Below are 17,175 nucleotides of genomic sequence, written 5' to 3'. Positions count from 1 at the left end.
CCTGTTAGCTAAAATAAAGTTGCTCATATTTTAAATTCCAATAAAATCAAAAGATTAATAACAGATTTTCGACTAACACATGTTTTATTTTTATATCCAGACAAATCAGCGACATAGCCATTTCCGTTGCTGAAAGTTACGCGGCATAATAGCGTCACTCTCTTTATCCAGGATTTACGCCACTGTGAGCATCTTTTCCCACGCTGCTGTCGCCACGCTTAACGACCTCGAAATGCAGGTCTATCACTGCGTCATTAAAAACCGGGATGCGGTGATGTACATGACCATTCGCGAGCTGGCGGATGCGGCGGGCGTGTCAACAACCACGGTGCTGCGCTTTTGCCGCAAGCTGAATTGCGAGGGCTATTCCGAGTTTCGCGTGCGCTTTAAGCTTTATTTAGAGCAAAATGAACCGCCACAGCCTAAATTTGGTGCCAGCGAAATTATCAGCTTTTTTAAAAGCGTGAATAATGATGAATTTGATGGGTTATTAGATCGCGCGGTTGATATTATTCTCTCTTCCGAGCGCATTATATTTGTCGGTGCAGGCACCTCCGGCGCGCTGGCAAAATATGGCGCGCGTTTCTTTTCTAACGTCGGGAAATTCAGCAATCATATTGACGATCCCTATTTTCCGGTGACGAACGATATGGCAAAAAACGCGCTGGCGATCGTACTGTCGGTCTCTGGCGAAACGGAAGAGATCCTGCGTTTTGCCAGCCAGTTCAGCCTGCACCACTGTAAGGTGCTGTCGATTACCAGCCATGAGCACTCCCGACTGACGAAGCTGGCGGATTTTAACCTGTCGTGGCATATCTCCCAGACGCGCATCGGCGGGGTGTACGATGTCACCACCCAGGTGCCGGTAATTTATATTCTGGAAGCGCTTGGCAGAAAGCTGGCAAATAAAATCGGCTGAAAAACAATGTGTTTTTTCAATGTAACAAATCACCTCTGTGGCTATTTTGTTATATCGTGACATTTATTATCGCTTTGTTAGACTCGGATCAGAAAGTAATAAGCGAGACTGACAAAGATGAAAAAACTAACGTTACCAAAAGATTTCCTCTGGGGTGGTGCGGTCGCCGCACACCAGGTTGAGGGCGGCTGGAACAAAGGCGGTAAAGGACCAAGCATTTGCGACGTGCTGACCGGCGGCGCGCACGGCGTCTCCCGTGAAATCACTCAGGAAGTCGTGCCGGGCAAATATTATCCCAATCACGAAGCGGTAGACTTCTACAGCCGCTATAAAGAAGACATCAAACTGTTTGCCGAAATGGGCTTCAAATGCTTCCGCACTTCCATTGCCTGGTCACGCATTTTCCCGCAGGGTGATGAGCTGGAGCCTAATGAAGAAGGGCTGAAGTTCTACGACGATATGTTCGATGAGCTGCTCAAATACAATATCGAGCCGGTGGTCACCCTTTCCCACTTCGAAATGCCTCTGCATCTGGTTCAGCAATACGGCGGCTGGACCAACCGTAAAATAGTGGATTTCTTTGTCCGCTTTGCGCAAGTGGTTTTCGAACGCTACAAGCACAAGGTCAAATACTGGATGACCTTTAATGAGATCAACAACCAGCGCAACTGGCGTGCGCGGCTGTTTGGCTACTGCTGCTCCGGCGTGGTTTATACCCAGCACGATAACCCGGAAGAAACCATGTACCAGGTGCTGCATCACCAGTTCGTTGCCAGCGCGCTGGCGGTGAAAGCGGCGCGGCAGATCAACCCGGAAATGCAGGTTGGCTGTATGCTGGCGATGGTGGCGCTGTATCCGTTCTCCTGCAAACCCGAAGACGTGATGCTGACCCAGGAAGCGATGCGCGAGCGCTACGTCTTTACCGATGTTCAGCTACGCGGCTACTACCCATCCTACGTGCTGAACGAATGGGAGCGTCGCGGGTTTAACATCAAAATGGAAGCGGGCGATGACGAGATCCTGCGCGACGGCACCTGCGCCTATCTCGGCTTCAGCTACTACATGACCAACGCGGTGAAAGCGGGCGGCGGCACCGGCGATGCGCTCTCAGGCTTTGAAGGCAGCATTCCTAATCCGCATCTCAAATCCTCCGACTGGGACTGGCAGATTGACCCGGTAGGCCTGCGTTACGCGCTGTGCGAAATGTACGAGCGCTATCAGAAGCCGCTGTTTATTGTAGAAAACGGCTTTGGCGCTTACGACAACGTGGAAGAAGACGGCAGCATCAACGATGACTATCGCATCGACTACCTGCGCGCGCACGTGGCAGAGATGATCAAGGCCGTGACTTACGATGGCGTGGATCTGATGGGCTACACCCCGTGGGGCTGCATCGACTGCGTGTCCTTCACCACCGGGCAGTACAGCAAGCGCTACGGGTTCATTTATGTCAACAAACATGATGACGGCACCGGCGATATGTCGCGCTCCCGCAAGAAGAGCTTCAACTGGTATAAAGCGGTGATTGCCAGCAACGGCGAGCAGCTTTAACCCATTGCGCCCCGCGAGCCGGGGCGCATTCGCTTATTTTCCGCCCGCCAGATCGATAAAACTTCCCGTGACGTACGACGCCTTCTCGCTAAGCAGCCAGGCAATCGCCTGCGCGACCTCTTCCGGCTGCCCGCCGCGCTGCATCGGTAATACTGACTTGACGCGATCTACCCGCCCCGGCTCACCGCCTGACGCGTGCATATCGGTGTAGATATACCCCGGCCGCACACCGTTGACACGCACACCCTGCGCCGCCACCTCCAGCGCCAGACCGGTCGTTAAGGTATCCACCGCGCCTTTTGACGCCGCATAATCCACATATTCCCCCGGCGCTCCAAGCCGCGCGGCCGCCGACGAGACGTTAACAATCGCCCCGCCCTGCCCGCCGTGCCGGTGCGACATCCGCTTTACCGCCTCCCGGCAGCAGAGAAAATACCCGGTCACATTAGTCGACAGCACCTGATTAATCCGCGTTGCCGTCAGATCCTCAATGCGGCTTTGCGCGAACAGAATACCCGCGTTGTTCACCAGCGCGGTCAGCGGCCCGGCTTCACGGTCAATGGCCGCAAACATCGCCATCACCTGCTCTTCATCGCTGATGTCGGCGCGCACCGCAAACGCCTTGCCACCGTCCTGCTCAATCCCGGCGACGACCGCCAGCGCCGCCTCGGTATTGTGCTGATAATTTACTGCCACGGTGTAGCCTTCATGCGCGAGTTGCCGCGCGGTAGCCCTGCCAATTCCCCGGCTTGCGCCAGTAACCAGTGCGATAGCCAATGTATTTTCTCCCCAAAAAAAAGCCGGGCAGCGCTAACGCTTACCCGGCTGGTTTCATCATCAGTGCGTTAATTACTGATAATCGCTTAGCGGCACGCAGGAGCAGAACAAATTACGGTCACCCCATACGTCATCCAGACGTTTCACGGTCGGCCAGTATTTGTTGACCGATCCCGCCGGGAATACCGCCTCTTCACGACTATAGCCGTGGTTCCACTCCGCGACCAGTTCGTGCTGAGTATGCGGCGCGTTGACCAGCGGGTTATCGTCCAGCGTCCACTCGCCGTTTTGTACGCGGTCAATTTCCGCACGGATAGAGAGCATCGCGTCGATAAAGCGATCCAGCTCCATCTGGCTTTCCGATTCGGTCGGTTCCACCATCAGCGTACCTGCCACCGGGAAAGACATGGTTGGCGCATGGAAACCGTAGTCGATCAGGCGCTTGGCAATATCCAGCTCGCTGATACCGGTCGCCTCTTTCAGCGGGCGAATGTCGAGAATACATTCGTGCGCCACGCGACCATCGCGCCCGGTATACAGCACCGGGTACGCGTCTTTCAGGCGACTGGCGATGTAATTAGCGTTGAGGATTGCGACCTGACTGGCCTGCTTCAGCCCTTCCGCGCCCATCATGCGGATGTACATCCAGCTAATCGGCAGAATGGACGCGCTGCCGAACGGGGCCGCAGAAACTGCACCCTGACGGGTGAGCATCCCTTCGATTTGCACCACGCTGTGGCCCGGTACAAACGGGGCCAGATGCGCTTTGACGCCAATCGGCCCCATGCCCGGCCCGCCGCCGCCGTGCGGAATGCAGAAGGTTTTATGCAGGTTAAGGTGCGAGACGTCCGCACCGATAAAGCCCGGCGAGGTGATACCGACCTGGGCGTTCATATTAGCCCCGTCGAGATACACCTGACCGCCGAACTGATGCACAATCTCGCACACTTCGCGGATGGTTTCTTCGTACACACCGTGGGTGGACGGATAGGTCACCATGATGCAGGAAAGATTAGCGCTCGACTGCTCCGCCTTAGCGCGCAGATCGTTTAAATCGATGTTGCCGTTTTTATCGCAGGCCACCACGACGACCTGCATACCCGCCATCTGCGCCGAGGCCGGGTTGGTGCCGTGCGCGGAGCTGGGGATCAGGCAGATGTCACGGTGCCCTTCGTTGCGGCTTTCATGATAATGACGGATCGCCAGCAGGCCCGCATATTCGCCCTGCGCGCCGGAGTTGGGCTGCATACACAGCGCATCGTAGCCGGTCAGCTTCACCAGCCAGTCCGCAAGCTGATTGATCATCTGATGGTAACCTTCAGCCTGCTCTGCCGGGCAGAACGGGTGCAGTTCGGCAAATTCCGGCCAGGTGATGGGGATCATCTCCGCAGCCGCATTCAGCTTCATGGTGCAGGAGCCGAGCGGGATCATCGCCTGATTCAGCGCCAGATCTTTGCGCTCAAGCGAATGCATGTAACGCATCATCTCGGTTTCACTGTGATAGCGGTTGAAAACCGGATGCGTGAGGATCGCGTCGTCGCGCAGCATAGCTGGCGCAAGAGAGCGGCTGTCGTGCGCCACGTCTTTATCCAGCGCGTCAATATCCAGCCCGTGGTCGTCACCCACAATCACCGCAAACAGCGTCTGCACCTGCTCGCGGGTGGTGGTTTCATCAAGCGTGATACCGACCGCGTTGTGAATGTCGCTGCGCAGGTTGATTTCAGCAGTCTGGGCGCGCGCCAGCACGGCGGCTTTATCCGCTACCTCAACGCACAGGGTGTCGAAGTAGTGAGCGTGGCGCAGCTTCAGCCCTTTTTGTTGCAGGCCCGTCGCCAGGATATCGGTCAGACGATGGATGCGATCGGCAATCCGCTTCAGACCTGCCGGACCGTGATACACCGCGTACAGGCTGGCGATGTTAGCCAGCAGCACCTGCGAGGTACAAATGTTGGAGTTGGCTTTCTCGCGGCGGATATGCTGCTCACGAGTCTGCATCGCCATGCGCAGCGCGGTGTTGCCCGCCGCATCTTTTGAGACGCCGATAATGCGCCCCGGCATGGAACGTTTAAATTCATCTTTCGCCGCAAAGAAGGCCGCGTGCGGGCCGCCGTAGCCCATCGGTACGCCGAAGCGCTGCGCGGAGCCAAAAGCGATATCCGCGCCCTGCTTGCCCGGCGAGGTCAGCAGCACCAGCGCCATAAAATCAGCCGCCACGCTAACCACGATTTTGCGCGCTTTCAGCTCGGCAATCAGCGGGCTGTAATCATGGACTTCACCCGTTGTCCCGACCTGCTGAAGCAGCACGCCAAACAGATCCTGGTGATCGAGCGCTTTCTCTGCATCATCAACAATCACGTCAAAACCAAAGGTTTCAGCACGGGTACGCACCACGTCCAGCGTTTGCGGATGCACATCGGCGGCGACGAAAAAGCGGTTGGCGTTTTTCAGTTTGCTGATGCGTTTTGCCATCGCCATCGCTTCTGCGGCGGCGGTCGCTTCGTCCAGCAATGAGGCGGAGGCCATCTCCAGCCCGGTCAGATCCAGCGTCACCTGCTGGAAATTGAGCAGCGCTTCAAGACGCCCCTGGGAGACTTCCGGCTGGTACGGCGTATAGGCGGTGTACCAGCCCGGATTTTCCAGCATATTACGCAGGATCACCGGCGGCAGATGTACGGCGGCGTAGCCCATGCCGATGAAAGAGGTAAAGCGCTTGTTGCGGCTGGCAATGGCCTTCAGTTCTGCCAGCGCGGTATATTCCGTTGCCGCCTCGCCCACCTGCGGCGGAGTGGCAAGCTGGATATCCTGCGGGACAATCTGGCCGGTCAGGGCGTTCAGCGATTCTGCGCCGACGGTTTGCAGCATTGCCTGCTGCTGTTGAGCATCCGGCCCGATGTGGCGTTCAATAAATGCGCCGCTATTTTCAAGCTGACTTAACGTCTGTGTCATGAGCGAGGGTTCCTGAAACGTGCTGTGAATGTCAATCAGGGCAAGGAAAAGCGATTTTCCTCGCCCCAGCCTTCTCCCGGCAGGAGAAGGAGAACTGAGGCGTCCCTCTCCGGCAGAGAGAGGGACCGGCACCGATTACTCGTCTTCCAGCAGTGCCTGGTAAGCGGTGGCGTCCAGCAGTGCGTCGATTTCGGCTTCGTCGCTGGCGCGAATTTTGAAGATCCAGCCGCCCGCGTAAGGCTCGCTGTTAACCAGTTCCGGGGAATCCCCCAGCGCCTCGTTGACCGCCACGATTTCACCGCTGATGGGCGCGTAAATATCGGACGCTGCCTTCACCGATTCCGCTACCGCACAGTCGTCGCCCGCGCTAACGGTCACACCAGGCTCCGGCAGATCGACAAACACCATGTCGCCCAGCAGTTCCTGCGCGTGCTCGGTGATGCCGACGGTATAAGAGCCGTCAGTTTCTTTGCGCAGCCACTCGTGTTCTTTACTGTATTTCAGTTCAGCAGGGATATTGCTCATCGCTCATTCTCCAGAAAAGTACATTACGCAACGGCTTTGCCATTACGCACAAAAACGGGTTTGGTCACTTTCACCGGCATTTCACGGTTGCGGATCTGCACGATAGCCGTGTCGCCAATGCCAGCCGGAACGCGGGCCAGCGCGATGCTGTAGCCAAGCGTCGGCGAAAACGTGCCGCTGGTGATCACGCCTTCCCGTGGATTGCCCTGCGCGTCGGTGAAACGCACCGGCAGTTCGTTACGCAGCACGCCTTTTTCGGTCATCACCAGACCAACCAGCGTTTCGGTGCCTTTCGCACGCTGGGATTCCAGCGCTTCCCGGCCAATAAAATCACGGTCGGCAGGCTCCCAGGCAATCGTCCAGCCCATGTTGGCCGCCAGCGGGGAAATGCCTTCGTCCATTTCCTGACCGTACAGGTTCATGCCCGCTTCCAGACGCAGCGTATCGCGCGCGCCCAGCCCGCAGGGTTTTACGCCTGCGTCCACCAGCGCTTGCCAGAACGCCGCCGCCTGTTCATTCGGCAGCGCGATCTCATAACCGGCTTCGCCGGTATACCCGGTGGTCGCAATAAACAAATCGCCAGCCTGAACGCCAAAAAAAGGCTTCATTCCGGCAACGGCCTGACGCTGCTGTTCATTAAAGAGGGTGGCGGCTTTCGCCTGGGCATTCGGTCCCTGCACCGCTATCAGCGACAGATCATCACGCACGGTCAGGTCAATGGCATACGATTCAGCGTGCTGGGTGATCCAGGCGAGGTCTTTTTCACGGGTTGCGGAGTTAACGACGAGGCGGAAGAAATCTTCGGTAAAGAAATAGACGATCAGATCGTCAATCACGCCGCCGGAAGCGTTGAGCATCCCGGAGTAAAGCGCCTTGCCGGGTTTGGTGAGCTTCGCCACGTCGTTCGCCAGCAAATAACGCAGGAACTCGCGGGTGCGGCTGCCGCGCAAATCAACGATGGTCATGTGCGACACATCAAACATGCCCGCATCGGTGCGCACCGCGTGGTGCTCATCAATCTGTGAGCCGTAATGCAGCGGCATCATCCAGCCGTGGAAATCCACCATGCGCGCGCCACACTGGGTGTGCTGTTCATACAACGGAGTCTGTTGAGTCATCTTTTCCTCGTTGAATATGCCGGGCTGTCATCCGTTTTACGCCCGCAAAACGGCAGCGACGCAAACGTTATCTTTGGCCTGAACTTATCATTGAAACCGCAGGTTAACCATAAGCTAAAGAAGGTCATCACATTAGCTTATGACGATAATGCACTAAAGAGACTACAGAATTTTTGACTGCCAAAATGGGATTCAACAAACAGAAAATAAAGTTTGGCCTCTTCATTTTGCTGAATAGTGATATTTAAGAGGGAAAAAGCGGTGGAATTTCCGCAGTCCAAAATGGAAAAGATTAAAAAATCTAATGCGAAAAAAGGAGTGAAATTAGAATTTTTCAAACGAGGAAAAGATCCCGGCGCAGAGGCCGGGAGCAGAAGTGTGACGCAGTTAACGTAACCAGTCAGGGAGATCGTTCAGCCCCATCGCCTGGCGAATGAGCTGGGGCTTAACCCCCGGGAGCGTGTCCGCCATTTTCAGGCCGATATCGCGCAATAGTTTTTTCGCCGGGTTGTGTCCGGCAAAGAGTTCGCGAAAACCCTGCATTCCCGCCAGCATCAGCGCAGCGCTGTGCTTACGGCTGCGCTCAAAGCGACGCAGATACATATGCTGCCCGATATCTTTGCCCTGCAGGCTGAGACGGCGCAGTTCGTTAATCAGTTCAGCCGCATCCATAAAGCCGAGATTCACGCCCTGCCCGGCCAGCGGATGGATGGTGTGCGCCGCATCGCCGACCAGCGCCAGCCGGTGAGCGGCAAACTGCCGTGCGTAGCGCCCGGTCAGCGGATAAACCTGACGCTCGCTTTCTACCTGGCACAGGCCAAGCCGGTTATCAAAGGCCACCGTCAGCGCCTGGTTAAATTCCGCTTCGTCCGCCTGCTGCATTCGCGCGGCGTCATCCGGGGCAAGCGACCAGACAATTGAACATAAATGCGGATCGCTTAGCGGCAGGAAAGCCAGAATGCCTTCTCCGTGGAATACCTGACGCGCCACGCCCTGATGCGGCTCGGTGGTGCGGATAGTCGCCACCAGCGCGTGATGGTTATAGTCCCAGAACGTCAGCGGAATGTCGGCTTTGTCGCGCAGCCAGGAATTCGCGCCGTCCGCGCCGACCACCAGCCGCGCGGTCATCATCGTGCCGTCTTTCAGGCTGATAAATACTTCGTTTTCACCCCACGCCACCTGCTGCACTTCCGCCGGGGCGATCAGCGTAACGTCCTGACACTGCTGCGCCTTTTGCCACAGCGCGGCGTGAATGACGTCGTTTTCAACGATGTGACCGAGATGAGTGTGCCCCATGCTGCGGTCATCAAAACGGATGTGCCCAAAACTGTCTTTTTCCCAGACTTCCATCCCGTGATAGCAACTGGCGCGATGCGCAGTAATGGAGGACCAGACGCCAAGGTGCGAGAGCAGCTTTTCGCTGGCGGCGTTAATCGCCGAGACGCGCAGCGCATAAGGGGCATCTGCCGCCGGTGGCTGTACCGTTTTTTGCTCCAGTACCGCCACGCGCAGACCGCTGCCCTGCAGACCACAGGCAATCGCCAGCCCGACCATCCCACCGCCGACAATCGCTACGTCAACATTTTGCACTGTTTCACTCCTGAAGCCTGATCCGGCCATAATGGTTGCAGCCCGTGGACTGAAAAAAAGTTAGCCTAGCGTTCCACCCAGCCCAGCGTGCGCCGGGCCAGCGCGTCGCGAACGGGCGTTATGAATTCCATCGCCATCAGCCCCGCATTGCGTCCGGCGACCAGCGGCGACCAGCGGTTAGCGAACAGATGCACCAGCCCGTCAGTGACGCCAATCGTCGCGGTTTTATCGGCTATCCGGCGTTCGCGATAGCGGCTGAGAACCGCATAATCGCCCGGATCGCCCGCCGCCACATCCGCCAGCGTTTCCGCAAGGCTGATGGCATCACGCAGGCCAAGGTTAAATCCCTGTCCGGCAATCGGATGCAGAGTCTGGGCCGCGTTGCCGACCAGCACCAGCCGGTGAGAGATAGCGCGCGAGGCGGTGTTAAGCGCCAGCGGATACGCCGCACGCTGCCCGGCGTGGGTAATGCGCCCCAGCCGCCAGCCAAAGGCGCGCTGGAGTTCATCGCAAAAACGCGCGTCTGACCAGCCCAGCACCGCTTCACGCCGCTCGAGCGGATGGCACCACACCAGCGAATTGCGGCCACCGGACATCGGCAGCATCGCCAGCGGCCCGTGCGGCGTGAAGCGCTCAAACGCGCGCCCCTGATGCGCTACGGCGGTGGTGACGTTGGCTATGACCGCCAGCTGCTGATACGGCTCCTGCTGCCACTGCACGCCGCAGCGTTCGCCCAGCGGGGAGCGGGAACCGTCGGCGGCGACCAGTAGCTGACCTTGCAGCGTTTCGCCGCTGTCGAGCGTGACGCTGACGTCATTCTCACTGCGGGTGAAACTGACTACGCTTGCCGGACAGTGTAGCGTGATGCCGGGCGCTTTGCGCAGCAGGGCAAATAAACGCTGGCCGACGTCGTGCAGTTCGACAACCTGACCGAGCGCCGGGATCGCGTAATCTCTGGCCTCCAACATCACCGCTCCGGCGTGCCCGCGATCGCTGATATGAACCGTTTTAATGGCGGTGGCGCAGTCGGCAATCGCCTGCCAGACGCCAATGCGCGCCAGTTGCTGACAGGTGCCCGCCGCCAGTGCAATCGCCCGCGCGTCGAAGCCGGGGTGAGCGACCGTGGCAGGTGCCACGGCTTCAACCAGATGAACCGGCAGCGCGCCCTGCGTCAGATGAGATATTGCCAGCGCCAGCGTTGCGCCGGTCATCCCGCCGCCTGTAATAATCACGCTCATTGCTGGCGCGCCGCCGCCATCAGCGCCTCAATCTCATCGGCTTTTTTCACCACGCTGGCAGTGAGATTTTCATTGCCGTCGTCGGTGATGACGATGTCATCTTCAATACGAATACCGATGCCGCGATACTGTGCGGGAACGTCGGCGTCCGGCGCGATATACAGCCCCGGCTCCACGGTCAGCACCATGCCCGGCTCCAGCTTCCGGGAGCGATCCACGCCATAGGCGCCGACATCGTGAACGTCCAGCCCCAGCCAGTGACTCAGACCATGCATGAAGAACGGACGATGCGCGTTTTCGGCGATTAACGCCTCCACGTCCCCTTTCAGGATGCCCAGTTTCACCAGCCCGGTAATCATGATGCGCACCACTTCCGTGGTGACTTCCTGCATCGACGTGCCGGGACGATACAGCCGCAGGGCGGCATCCAGCGATGCCAGCACGATATCGTAGATTTCGCGCTGCGCCGGGGAAAATTTGCCGTTAACCGGGAAGGTGCGGGTGATATCTCCCGCGTAGCCGTGGTACTCGCAGCCCGCGTCAATCAGCACCAGATCGCCGTCGCGCAGCTCGCTCTCGTTTTCGATGTAGTGCAGGATGCAGCCGTTGTCACCACCGCCAACAATGGTGTTATAGGAAGGATAGCGCGCGCCGTGGCGGGTAAATTCGTGGTGAATTTCCCCTTCAAGCTGATACTCGAACATGCCGGGGCGGCATTTTTCCATCGCCCGGCGATGCGCCAGCGCGGTGATTTCGCCCGCCCGCCGCAGAACAGCGATTTCTTCCGCCGATTTAAACAGGCGCATTTCATGCACCAGCGGACGCCAGTCGGCGATATTACCGGGCGCAGAGAGATTCTGCCGCGAGCCTTTACGCAGCTTTTCCAGGGCGGTAAAAACGATGTCATCGGCCCAGGCGTATTCACCCTGGGCGTGCCAGACCGTATCCAGGCCGTTGAGAAGCTGATAAAGCTGGGTGTTGATTTCGCTAAAAGCCAGCGCGCGGTCAACGCCCAGTTTTTCCGGCGCGGCTTCCTGCCCCAGACGGCGACCAAACCAGATTTCTGCGGTCACATCGCGCAGGCGGTTAAACAGCACGCTGTGATTGTGGGTGTCATCGCTTTTAATCAGTACCAGTACCGCTTCCGGCTCGTTGAAGCCGGTGAAGTACCAAAAGTCGCTGCTCTGGCGATACGGATATTCGGTATCTGCGCTGCGCGTGGCTTCGGGCGCGGCAAAGATCAACGCCGCGCTGCCTGGCTGCATCTGAGCCAGAAGCGCCTGGCGACGACGAAGAAACTCCTGCTGGGTCATGACGCCTCCATGAGTATTTTCTTAATGTAAGGTCGGTTTTTTCACTTCCGGTGCGGTGGGCTGCTGGCGCGTGAAGGTATCGTGGCAGAGCAGCGCGGCGACGCGCACGTACTCAATAATCTCTTCGAGCGACATCTCCAGCTCTTCCTGATCTTCCTCAACGTCATAGCCAAGCTGGGCAATATTGCGCAGGTCGTCAATGGCTTCGCCGGTTTCGCCGGTGACTTTGTCGAGTTTAGGCTGCGTGACGCCAAGGCCCAGCAGGAAATGGTTCACCCAGCCTGCCAGCGCGTCGGCGCGATCGAACACGCTGACGTCATCGCCTTCCGGCATGTAGAGCTGAAACAGAAAGCCGTCGTCTTCCAGCGAGTCGCTGGTGGCGGAATGCATGTTACGCAGCGCCTGCGCCAGTTCGTGACCGAACGCCAGGCCCTCGTTAGTCAGATCGTGGAGCAGCGGCTGCCACGAGGAATCAACGGTGCCGCCGCAGAGGATGCCGCTAATCAAACCATGCATTTCGGCGGGGGTGAGTCCCACGCCCTGTTGGTTCAGTAACTGGTTCACATCGCTGTAACCAGGCATTTCGTTCTGTATAGACATGCGCATTCGTCATCGTTGAGGGGAATATTCATGATATGCTACCACTTTGGACCCTGGTGATACCAGAAAAGGGCTTGTATCTGCACACCAGGGTAGCTATAGTGTCGCCCCTTCGCCAGCCCCGGATTCGGGCGTGAAGGCCGCGCAGTCAATTCAGCAGGAAGGTGGCATGTCTGCACAACCCGTCGATATCCATATTTTTGGCCGTTCACTGCGAGTGAATTGCCCGCCTGAACAAAGGGATGCCCTGAATCAGGCTGCGGACGATCTGAATCAGCGGTTGCAAGATCTGAAAGAACGCACTAGAGTCACAAATACTGAGCAGCTGGTTTTCATCGCCGCGTTGAACATCAGCTATGAGTTAACTCAGGAAAAGGCGAAAACCCGTGACTACGCCGCCAGCATGGAGCAGCGTATTCGGATGTTGCAGCAGACCATCGAGCAGGCGTTACTTGAGCAGGGTCGCATATCCGAAAGATCGGGGCCGAAGTTTGAATAACACTTTGCGATCAACTATGGTAGAGTTATCGTGAAGACAAAATTTCTCTGAGATGTTCGCAAGCGGGCCAGTCCCCTGAGCCGATATTTCATACCACAAGAATGTGGCGCTCCACGGTTGGTGAGCACGCTCGGTTCGTCCGAGAAGCCTTAAAACTGTGACGACACATTCACCTTGAACCAAGGGTTCAAGGGTTACAGCCTGCGGCGGCATCTCGGAGATTCCCTTCTTTTTTACTACCATGACCAAACCCAGCGTTACGTCCCTTCAACGACAAGAAATTCGCCGCCATATCAGGCAGCTTCGTCATGCGCTTTCCCCGGAACAACAAACGCAGTTTGCTCAGCAGGCCGCTGCCCGCATGATGGCGTATCCGCCGATGGTGATGGCGCATACCGTGGCGCTGTTTCTCTCGTTTGACGGCGAACTTGATACCCGCCCGCTGATTGAGCAACTCTGGCGCGCGGGTAAACGTGTTTATCTGCCGGTCCTGCATCCGTTCAGCCCCGGTAATCTGCTGTTTTTACACTACCATCAGCAAAGCGAACTGGTGGTGAATCGTCTGAAAATTCATGAGCCAAAACTGGACGTTCGCGACGTGCTGCCGCTTAGCCAGCTCGACGTACTGGTGACGCCGTTAGTGGCGTTTGACGCGCAGGGACAGCGGCTGGGGATGGGCGGCGGATTTTATGACCGGACGCTGCAACACTGGCAGCAGTACCGCCTGCAGCCGGTTGGCTACGCGCATGATTGCCAGCGGGTAGAGGCGCTGCCGGTGGAGCAATGGGATATTCCGCTGCCTGCGGTGATCACGCCGTCAACGGTGTGGGAATGGTGAAGCCCTCCCCTGGCGGGAAGGGCAGCTAACATCAGTACAGCAGGCGAGCGCGGATAGTTCCGGGGATCGCCTTCATGCTTTGCAGCGCGCGCTGCGCCACTTCTTCTTCGGCTTCAATGTCGATCACCACATAACCCATCATCGGCGAGGTCTGTAAGAACTGCGCGGCGATGTTGACGCCCTGCTCGGCGAAGATCTGGTTGATGGCGGTCAGCACGCCAGGACGGTTTTCGTGGATATGCAGCAGACGACGCCCGCCGTGCAGCGGCAGCGAAACTTCCGGGAAATTCACCGCCGACAGCGTCGAGCCATTATCGGAATATTTCACCAGCTTGCCCGCCACTTCGAGGCCGATGTTTTCCTGCGCTTCCTGAGTCGAACCGCCGATATGCGGCGTCAGCAGCACGTTGTCGAATTCGGACAGCGGAGAAACGAAGGGTTCGGCGTTCGTCGCCGGTTCGGTCGGGAAAACGTCAATGGCCGCGCCCGCCAGATGTTTACTCGCCAGCGCATCGCACAGCGCGGGAATATCAACCACCGTACCACGCGCGGCGTTGATCAGCAGCGCGCCAGGCTTCATCAGCGCCAGCTCTTCCGCACCCATCATATTTTTGGTGGAGGCATTTTCTGGCACGTGCAGGCTCACCACGTCGCTCATGTTAAGCAGATCGGAGAGATGCTGAACCTGAGTCGCATTTCCCAGCGGCAGTTTGTTTTCGATGTCGTAGAAGTAAACGTACATCCCCAGCGACTCCGCCAGAATACCGAGCTGGGTGCCGATGTGACCGTAGCCGATAATACCCAGCTTTTTACCACGCGCTTCATACGAGCCGGTCGCCAGCTTGTTCCAGATCCCGCGATGCGCTTTGGCATTGGCTTCGGGAATGCCGCGCAGCAGCAGCAGCAGTTCGCCAATCACCAGTTCCGCCACCGAGCGGGTATTTGAGAATGGCGCGTTGAATACCGGCACGCCGCGTTTGGCTGCCGCATTCAGATCGACCTGGTTAGTGCCGATACAGAAACAGCCCACGGCGACCAGTTTTTCAGCCGCTGCGAGTACCTCTTCGGTCAGATTAGTACGGGAGCGCAGGCCGATAAAATGCGCATCACGGATCGACTCCTTCAGTTGTTCGGTGCTGAGTGCGCCTTTGTGATATTCGATGTTGGTGTAGCCTGCCGCACGCAGGCTATCCAGCGCCTTCTGATGCACGCCTTCGACCAGCAGAAACTTAATCTTGTCTTTTTCCAGTGATACCTTTGCCATTTCCCGACCCTGTTTTTGCTTAACGGATGTGGTGCTATATGAAATTTCCTCTTAGCAACATATCAAAAAAAACTATCGCGGCAATATGAACGTTTGCGCAGCCAAACTGAGGAAATGTCATGCAGCGGGAAATAGCAGAGCAAAATGCTGGTGGTAAGGTTTTTTGCGGTGAGATCGCCATGTCGGTGAGCAGAGCGTGACACAAGTCACTAAATTTATAAATTCTGAAATTTTATTCGGGGGAGCGTCTCCCCCGTCAGATCATTTCACGATGGTTTTAACGCCATCGGCGGTGCCGATCAGGGCAACATCCGCGCCACGGTTGGCGAACAGCCCCACGGTGACAACGCCGGGAATGCCGTTAATGGTGTTTTCGGTGGCAATCGGATCGATAATCTCCAGACCGTACACATCGAGGATCACGTTGCCGTTATCGGTCAGCACGCCCTGACGATATTCCGGGCGTCCGCCCAGCTTCACCAGCGTGCGAGCGACCGCACTGCGCGCCATCGGAATGACTTCAACCGGCAGCGGGAAGGTGCCGAGGATATCAACCTGCTTGGAGGCATCCGCGATACAGATGAACTTGTCCGCCACGGAGGCGATGATCTTTTCGCGCGTCAGCGCTGCGCCGCCGCCTTTGATCATCTGCATCTGGCCGTTGATCTCGTCCGCGCCGTCTACGTAAATGCCCAGACGATCGACCTCGTTAAGATCGAATACCGTAATGCCGAGGCTTTTCAGTTTGGCGGTAGAAGCATCCGAACTGGAAACGGCACCTTCGATTTGCCCCTTCATTGTGCCCAGTGCATCAATAAAATGTGCGGCGGTAGAGCCGGTGCCCACGCCAACGATAGTGCCCGGAACAACATACTGAAGGGCGGCCCAGCCTACTGCTTTTTTCAGTTCATCCTGCGTCATGATGTTTGCCTGTGGAGTGATAATCCTGCGCGCATTATAGAACATAAGGCCCGGCGATGTCCCTGTGACCCGCGTCACAGAAATGCACACGAGAATTTCGTCTGTACCCAACGCTAATTTATGTCATAGTGCTGGATAGAAAACCATTAAGGAGCCAGCCAGATCCATGAAACGCCCGGACTACAGAACGTTACAGGCGCTTGATGCGGTTATTCGCGAACGCGGATTTGAACGCGCAGCGCAAAAGCTTTGCATCACCCAGTCCGCCGTCTCGCAGCGCATCAAGCAACTGGAAAACATGTTCGGGCAGCCGCTGCTGGTGCGCACCGTTCCGCCCCGCCCCACTGAACAGGGTCAAAAACTGCTGGCGCTGCTGCGTCAGGTTGAGATGCTGGAAGATGAGTGGCTGGGTGATGAACAAACCGGCTCCACGCCGCTGTTATTGTCGCTGGCGGTGAACGCCGACAGCCTGGCGACCTGGCTTTTACCCGCGCTGGCTCCGGTGCTGGTCGATTCCCCTATTCGCCTGAATTTACAGGTCGAAGACGAAACCCGGACCCAGGAACGCCTGCGGCGCGGTGAAGTGGTCGGCGCGGTGAGTATCCAGCCGCAGGCACTGCCCAGTTGCCTGGTCGATCAGCTCGGCGCGCTCGATTATCTGTTTGTCGGCTCTAAAGAATTTGCCGCCCGTTACTTCCCCAACGGCGTTACCCGCTCCGCCCTGCTGAAAGCACCTGCCGTCGCCTTCGATCATCTGGATGATATGCATCAGGCTTTCCTGCAACAGAATTTCGATCTGCCACCGGGCAGCGTGCCCTGTCATATCGTCAATTCATCGGAAGCATTTGTGCAACTGGCGCGGCAGGGAACGACCTGCTGTATGATCCCGCATCTGCAAATTGAGAAAGAATTAGAGACGGGCGAACTGATTGATCTGACGCCGGGCCTGTACCAGCGGCGGATGCTCTACTGGCACCGCTTCGCCCCGGAAAGCCGGATGATGCGCAAAGTGACCGACGCGCTGCTGGAGCACGGGCATCGGGTACTGCGGCAGGTTTAAGAAAGAACCCCGCATC

General features: G+C 57.4%; 15 protein-coding genes and 1 other RNA gene. 6 read left to right on the top strand and 10 right to left on the bottom strand.

Annotated elements, in window-relative coordinates; translation table 11 throughout:
- The first annotated feature begins 190 nt into the window (after positions 1-190).
- Positions 191-919, top strand: coding sequence for a MurR/RpiR family transcriptional regulator (locus tag RT197_RS06485; protein WP_312948610.1), 729 nt, complete (start codon positions 191-193; stop codon positions 917-919).
- 117 nt (positions 920-1,036) lie between these two features.
- Entirely contained in the window at positions 1,037-2,470 is a 1,434-nt protein-coding gene (locus RT197_RS06480) for a 6-phospho-beta-glucosidase (RefSeq protein WP_312948493.1), read from the top strand.
- Positions 2,471-2,503: 33 nt separating this feature from the next.
- On the opposite strand, the gene RT197_RS06475 is transcribed toward RT197_RS06480, so the two are convergent.
- The 8 genes from RT197_RS06475 to RT197_RS06440 all read right to left on the bottom strand — a co-directional run bounded on the left by RT197_RS06475 (position 2,504) and on the right by RT197_RS06440 (position 12,577).
- A complete protein-coding gene (locus RT197_RS06475) occupies positions 2,504-3,247 on the bottom strand; it encodes an SDR family oxidoreductase (RefSeq protein ID WP_312948491.1) in 744 nt (247 codons plus the stop codon).
- Between the two features lie 72 nt (positions 3,248-3,319).
- Entirely contained in the window at positions 3,320-6,193 is a 2,874-nt protein-coding gene (gcvP, locus tag RT197_RS06470; RefSeq protein ID WP_312948489.1) for an aminomethyl-transferring glycine dehydrogenase, read from the bottom strand.
- Between the two features lie 135 nt (positions 6,194-6,328).
- On the bottom strand, positions 6,329-6,718 hold the full coding sequence (gene gcvH, locus RT197_RS06465; RefSeq protein WP_312948487.1) for a glycine cleavage system protein GcvH: 390 nt from the start codon (positions 6,716-6,718) through the stop codon (positions 6,329-6,331).
- Positions 6,719-6,741: 23 nt separating this feature from the next.
- Positions 6,742-7,836, bottom strand: coding sequence for a glycine cleavage system aminomethyltransferase GcvT (gene gcvT, locus RT197_RS06460; RefSeq protein ID WP_312948485.1), 1,095 nt, complete (start codon positions 7,834-7,836; stop codon positions 6,742-6,744).
- Between the two features lie 387 nt (positions 7,837-8,223).
- Entirely contained in the window at positions 8,224-9,426 is a 1,203-nt protein-coding gene (ubiI, locus tag RT197_RS06455; RefSeq protein ID WP_312948483.1) for an FAD-dependent 2-octaprenylphenol hydroxylase, read from the bottom strand.
- Between the two features lie 65 nt (positions 9,427-9,491).
- Entirely contained in the window at positions 9,492-10,664 is a 1,173-nt protein-coding gene (ubiH, locus tag RT197_RS06450; RefSeq protein WP_312948481.1) for a 2-octaprenyl-6-methoxyphenyl hydroxylase, read from the bottom strand.
- Positions 10,661-11,977 carry a Xaa-Pro aminopeptidase gene (gene pepP, locus RT197_RS06445; RefSeq protein ID WP_312948479.1) on the bottom strand — a complete coding sequence of 439 codons (1,317 nt, stop codon included), beginning with the start codon at positions 11,975-11,977 and terminating at the stop codon, positions 10,661-10,663. Before pepP ends, ubiH begins: the two co-directional genes overlap by 4 nt.
- A gap of 21 nt (positions 11,978-11,998) precedes the next feature.
- Positions 11,999-12,577 carry a YecA family protein gene (locus tag RT197_RS06440; RefSeq protein WP_312948477.1) on the bottom strand — a complete coding sequence of 193 codons (579 nt, stop codon included), beginning with the start codon at positions 12,575-12,577 and terminating at the stop codon, positions 11,999-12,001.
- A gap of 169 nt (positions 12,578-12,746) precedes the next feature.
- Here RT197_RS06440 and zapA point away from each other — a divergent pair, with 169 nt between their 5' ends.
- The 3 genes from zapA (at position 12,747) to RT197_RS06425 (ending at position 13,914) form a co-directional block, all read left to right on the top strand.
- Entirely contained in the window at positions 12,747-13,076 is a 330-nt protein-coding gene (gene zapA / locus RT197_RS06435; protein WP_049838699.1) for a cell division protein ZapA, read from the top strand.
- A gap of 41 nt (positions 13,077-13,117) precedes the next feature.
- A non-coding RNA gene (ssrS, locus tag RT197_RS06430) (6S RNA) lies at positions 13,118-13,301 on the top strand.
- A 16-nt stretch (positions 13,302-13,317) separates the two neighbouring features.
- Positions 13,318-13,914 (top strand): 5-formyltetrahydrofolate cyclo-ligase, encoded by a 597-nt coding sequence (locus RT197_RS06425; RefSeq protein WP_312948473.1) that lies wholly within the window; start codon positions 13,318-13,320, stop codon positions 13,912-13,914.
- Between the two features lie 31 nt (positions 13,915-13,945).
- On the opposite strand, the gene serA is transcribed toward RT197_RS06425, so the two are convergent.
- Both serA and rpiA read right to left on the bottom strand, forming a co-directional pair.
- Positions 13,946-15,178, bottom strand: coding sequence for a phosphoglycerate dehydrogenase (serA, locus tag RT197_RS06420; RefSeq protein ID WP_312948471.1), 1,233 nt, complete (start codon positions 15,176-15,178; stop codon positions 13,946-13,948).
- 261 nt (positions 15,179-15,439) lie between these two features.
- Positions 15,440-16,099 (bottom strand): ribose-5-phosphate isomerase RpiA, encoded by a 660-nt coding sequence (gene rpiA / locus RT197_RS06415; protein ID WP_312948469.1) that lies wholly within the window; start codon positions 16,097-16,099, stop codon positions 15,440-15,442.
- A gap of 166 nt (positions 16,100-16,265) precedes the next feature.
- Here rpiA and argP point away from each other — a divergent pair, with 166 nt between their 5' ends.
- On the top strand, positions 16,266-17,159 hold the full coding sequence (gene argP / locus RT197_RS06410) for a DNA-binding transcriptional regulator ArgP (protein WP_312948467.1): 894 nt from the start codon (positions 16,266-16,268) through the stop codon (positions 17,157-17,159).
- Positions 17,160-17,175 lie beyond the last annotated feature (16 nt).

The sequence above is a fragment of the Superficieibacter sp. genome, from assembly GCF_032071645.1.
In the GTDB taxonomy this organism is placed as follows: domain Bacteria; phylum Pseudomonadota; class Gammaproteobacteria; order Enterobacterales; family Enterobacteriaceae; genus Superficieibacter.
Note: the sequence above shows the minus strand (reverse complement) of the source record. Positions and strands in the feature narration are given on the sequence as shown.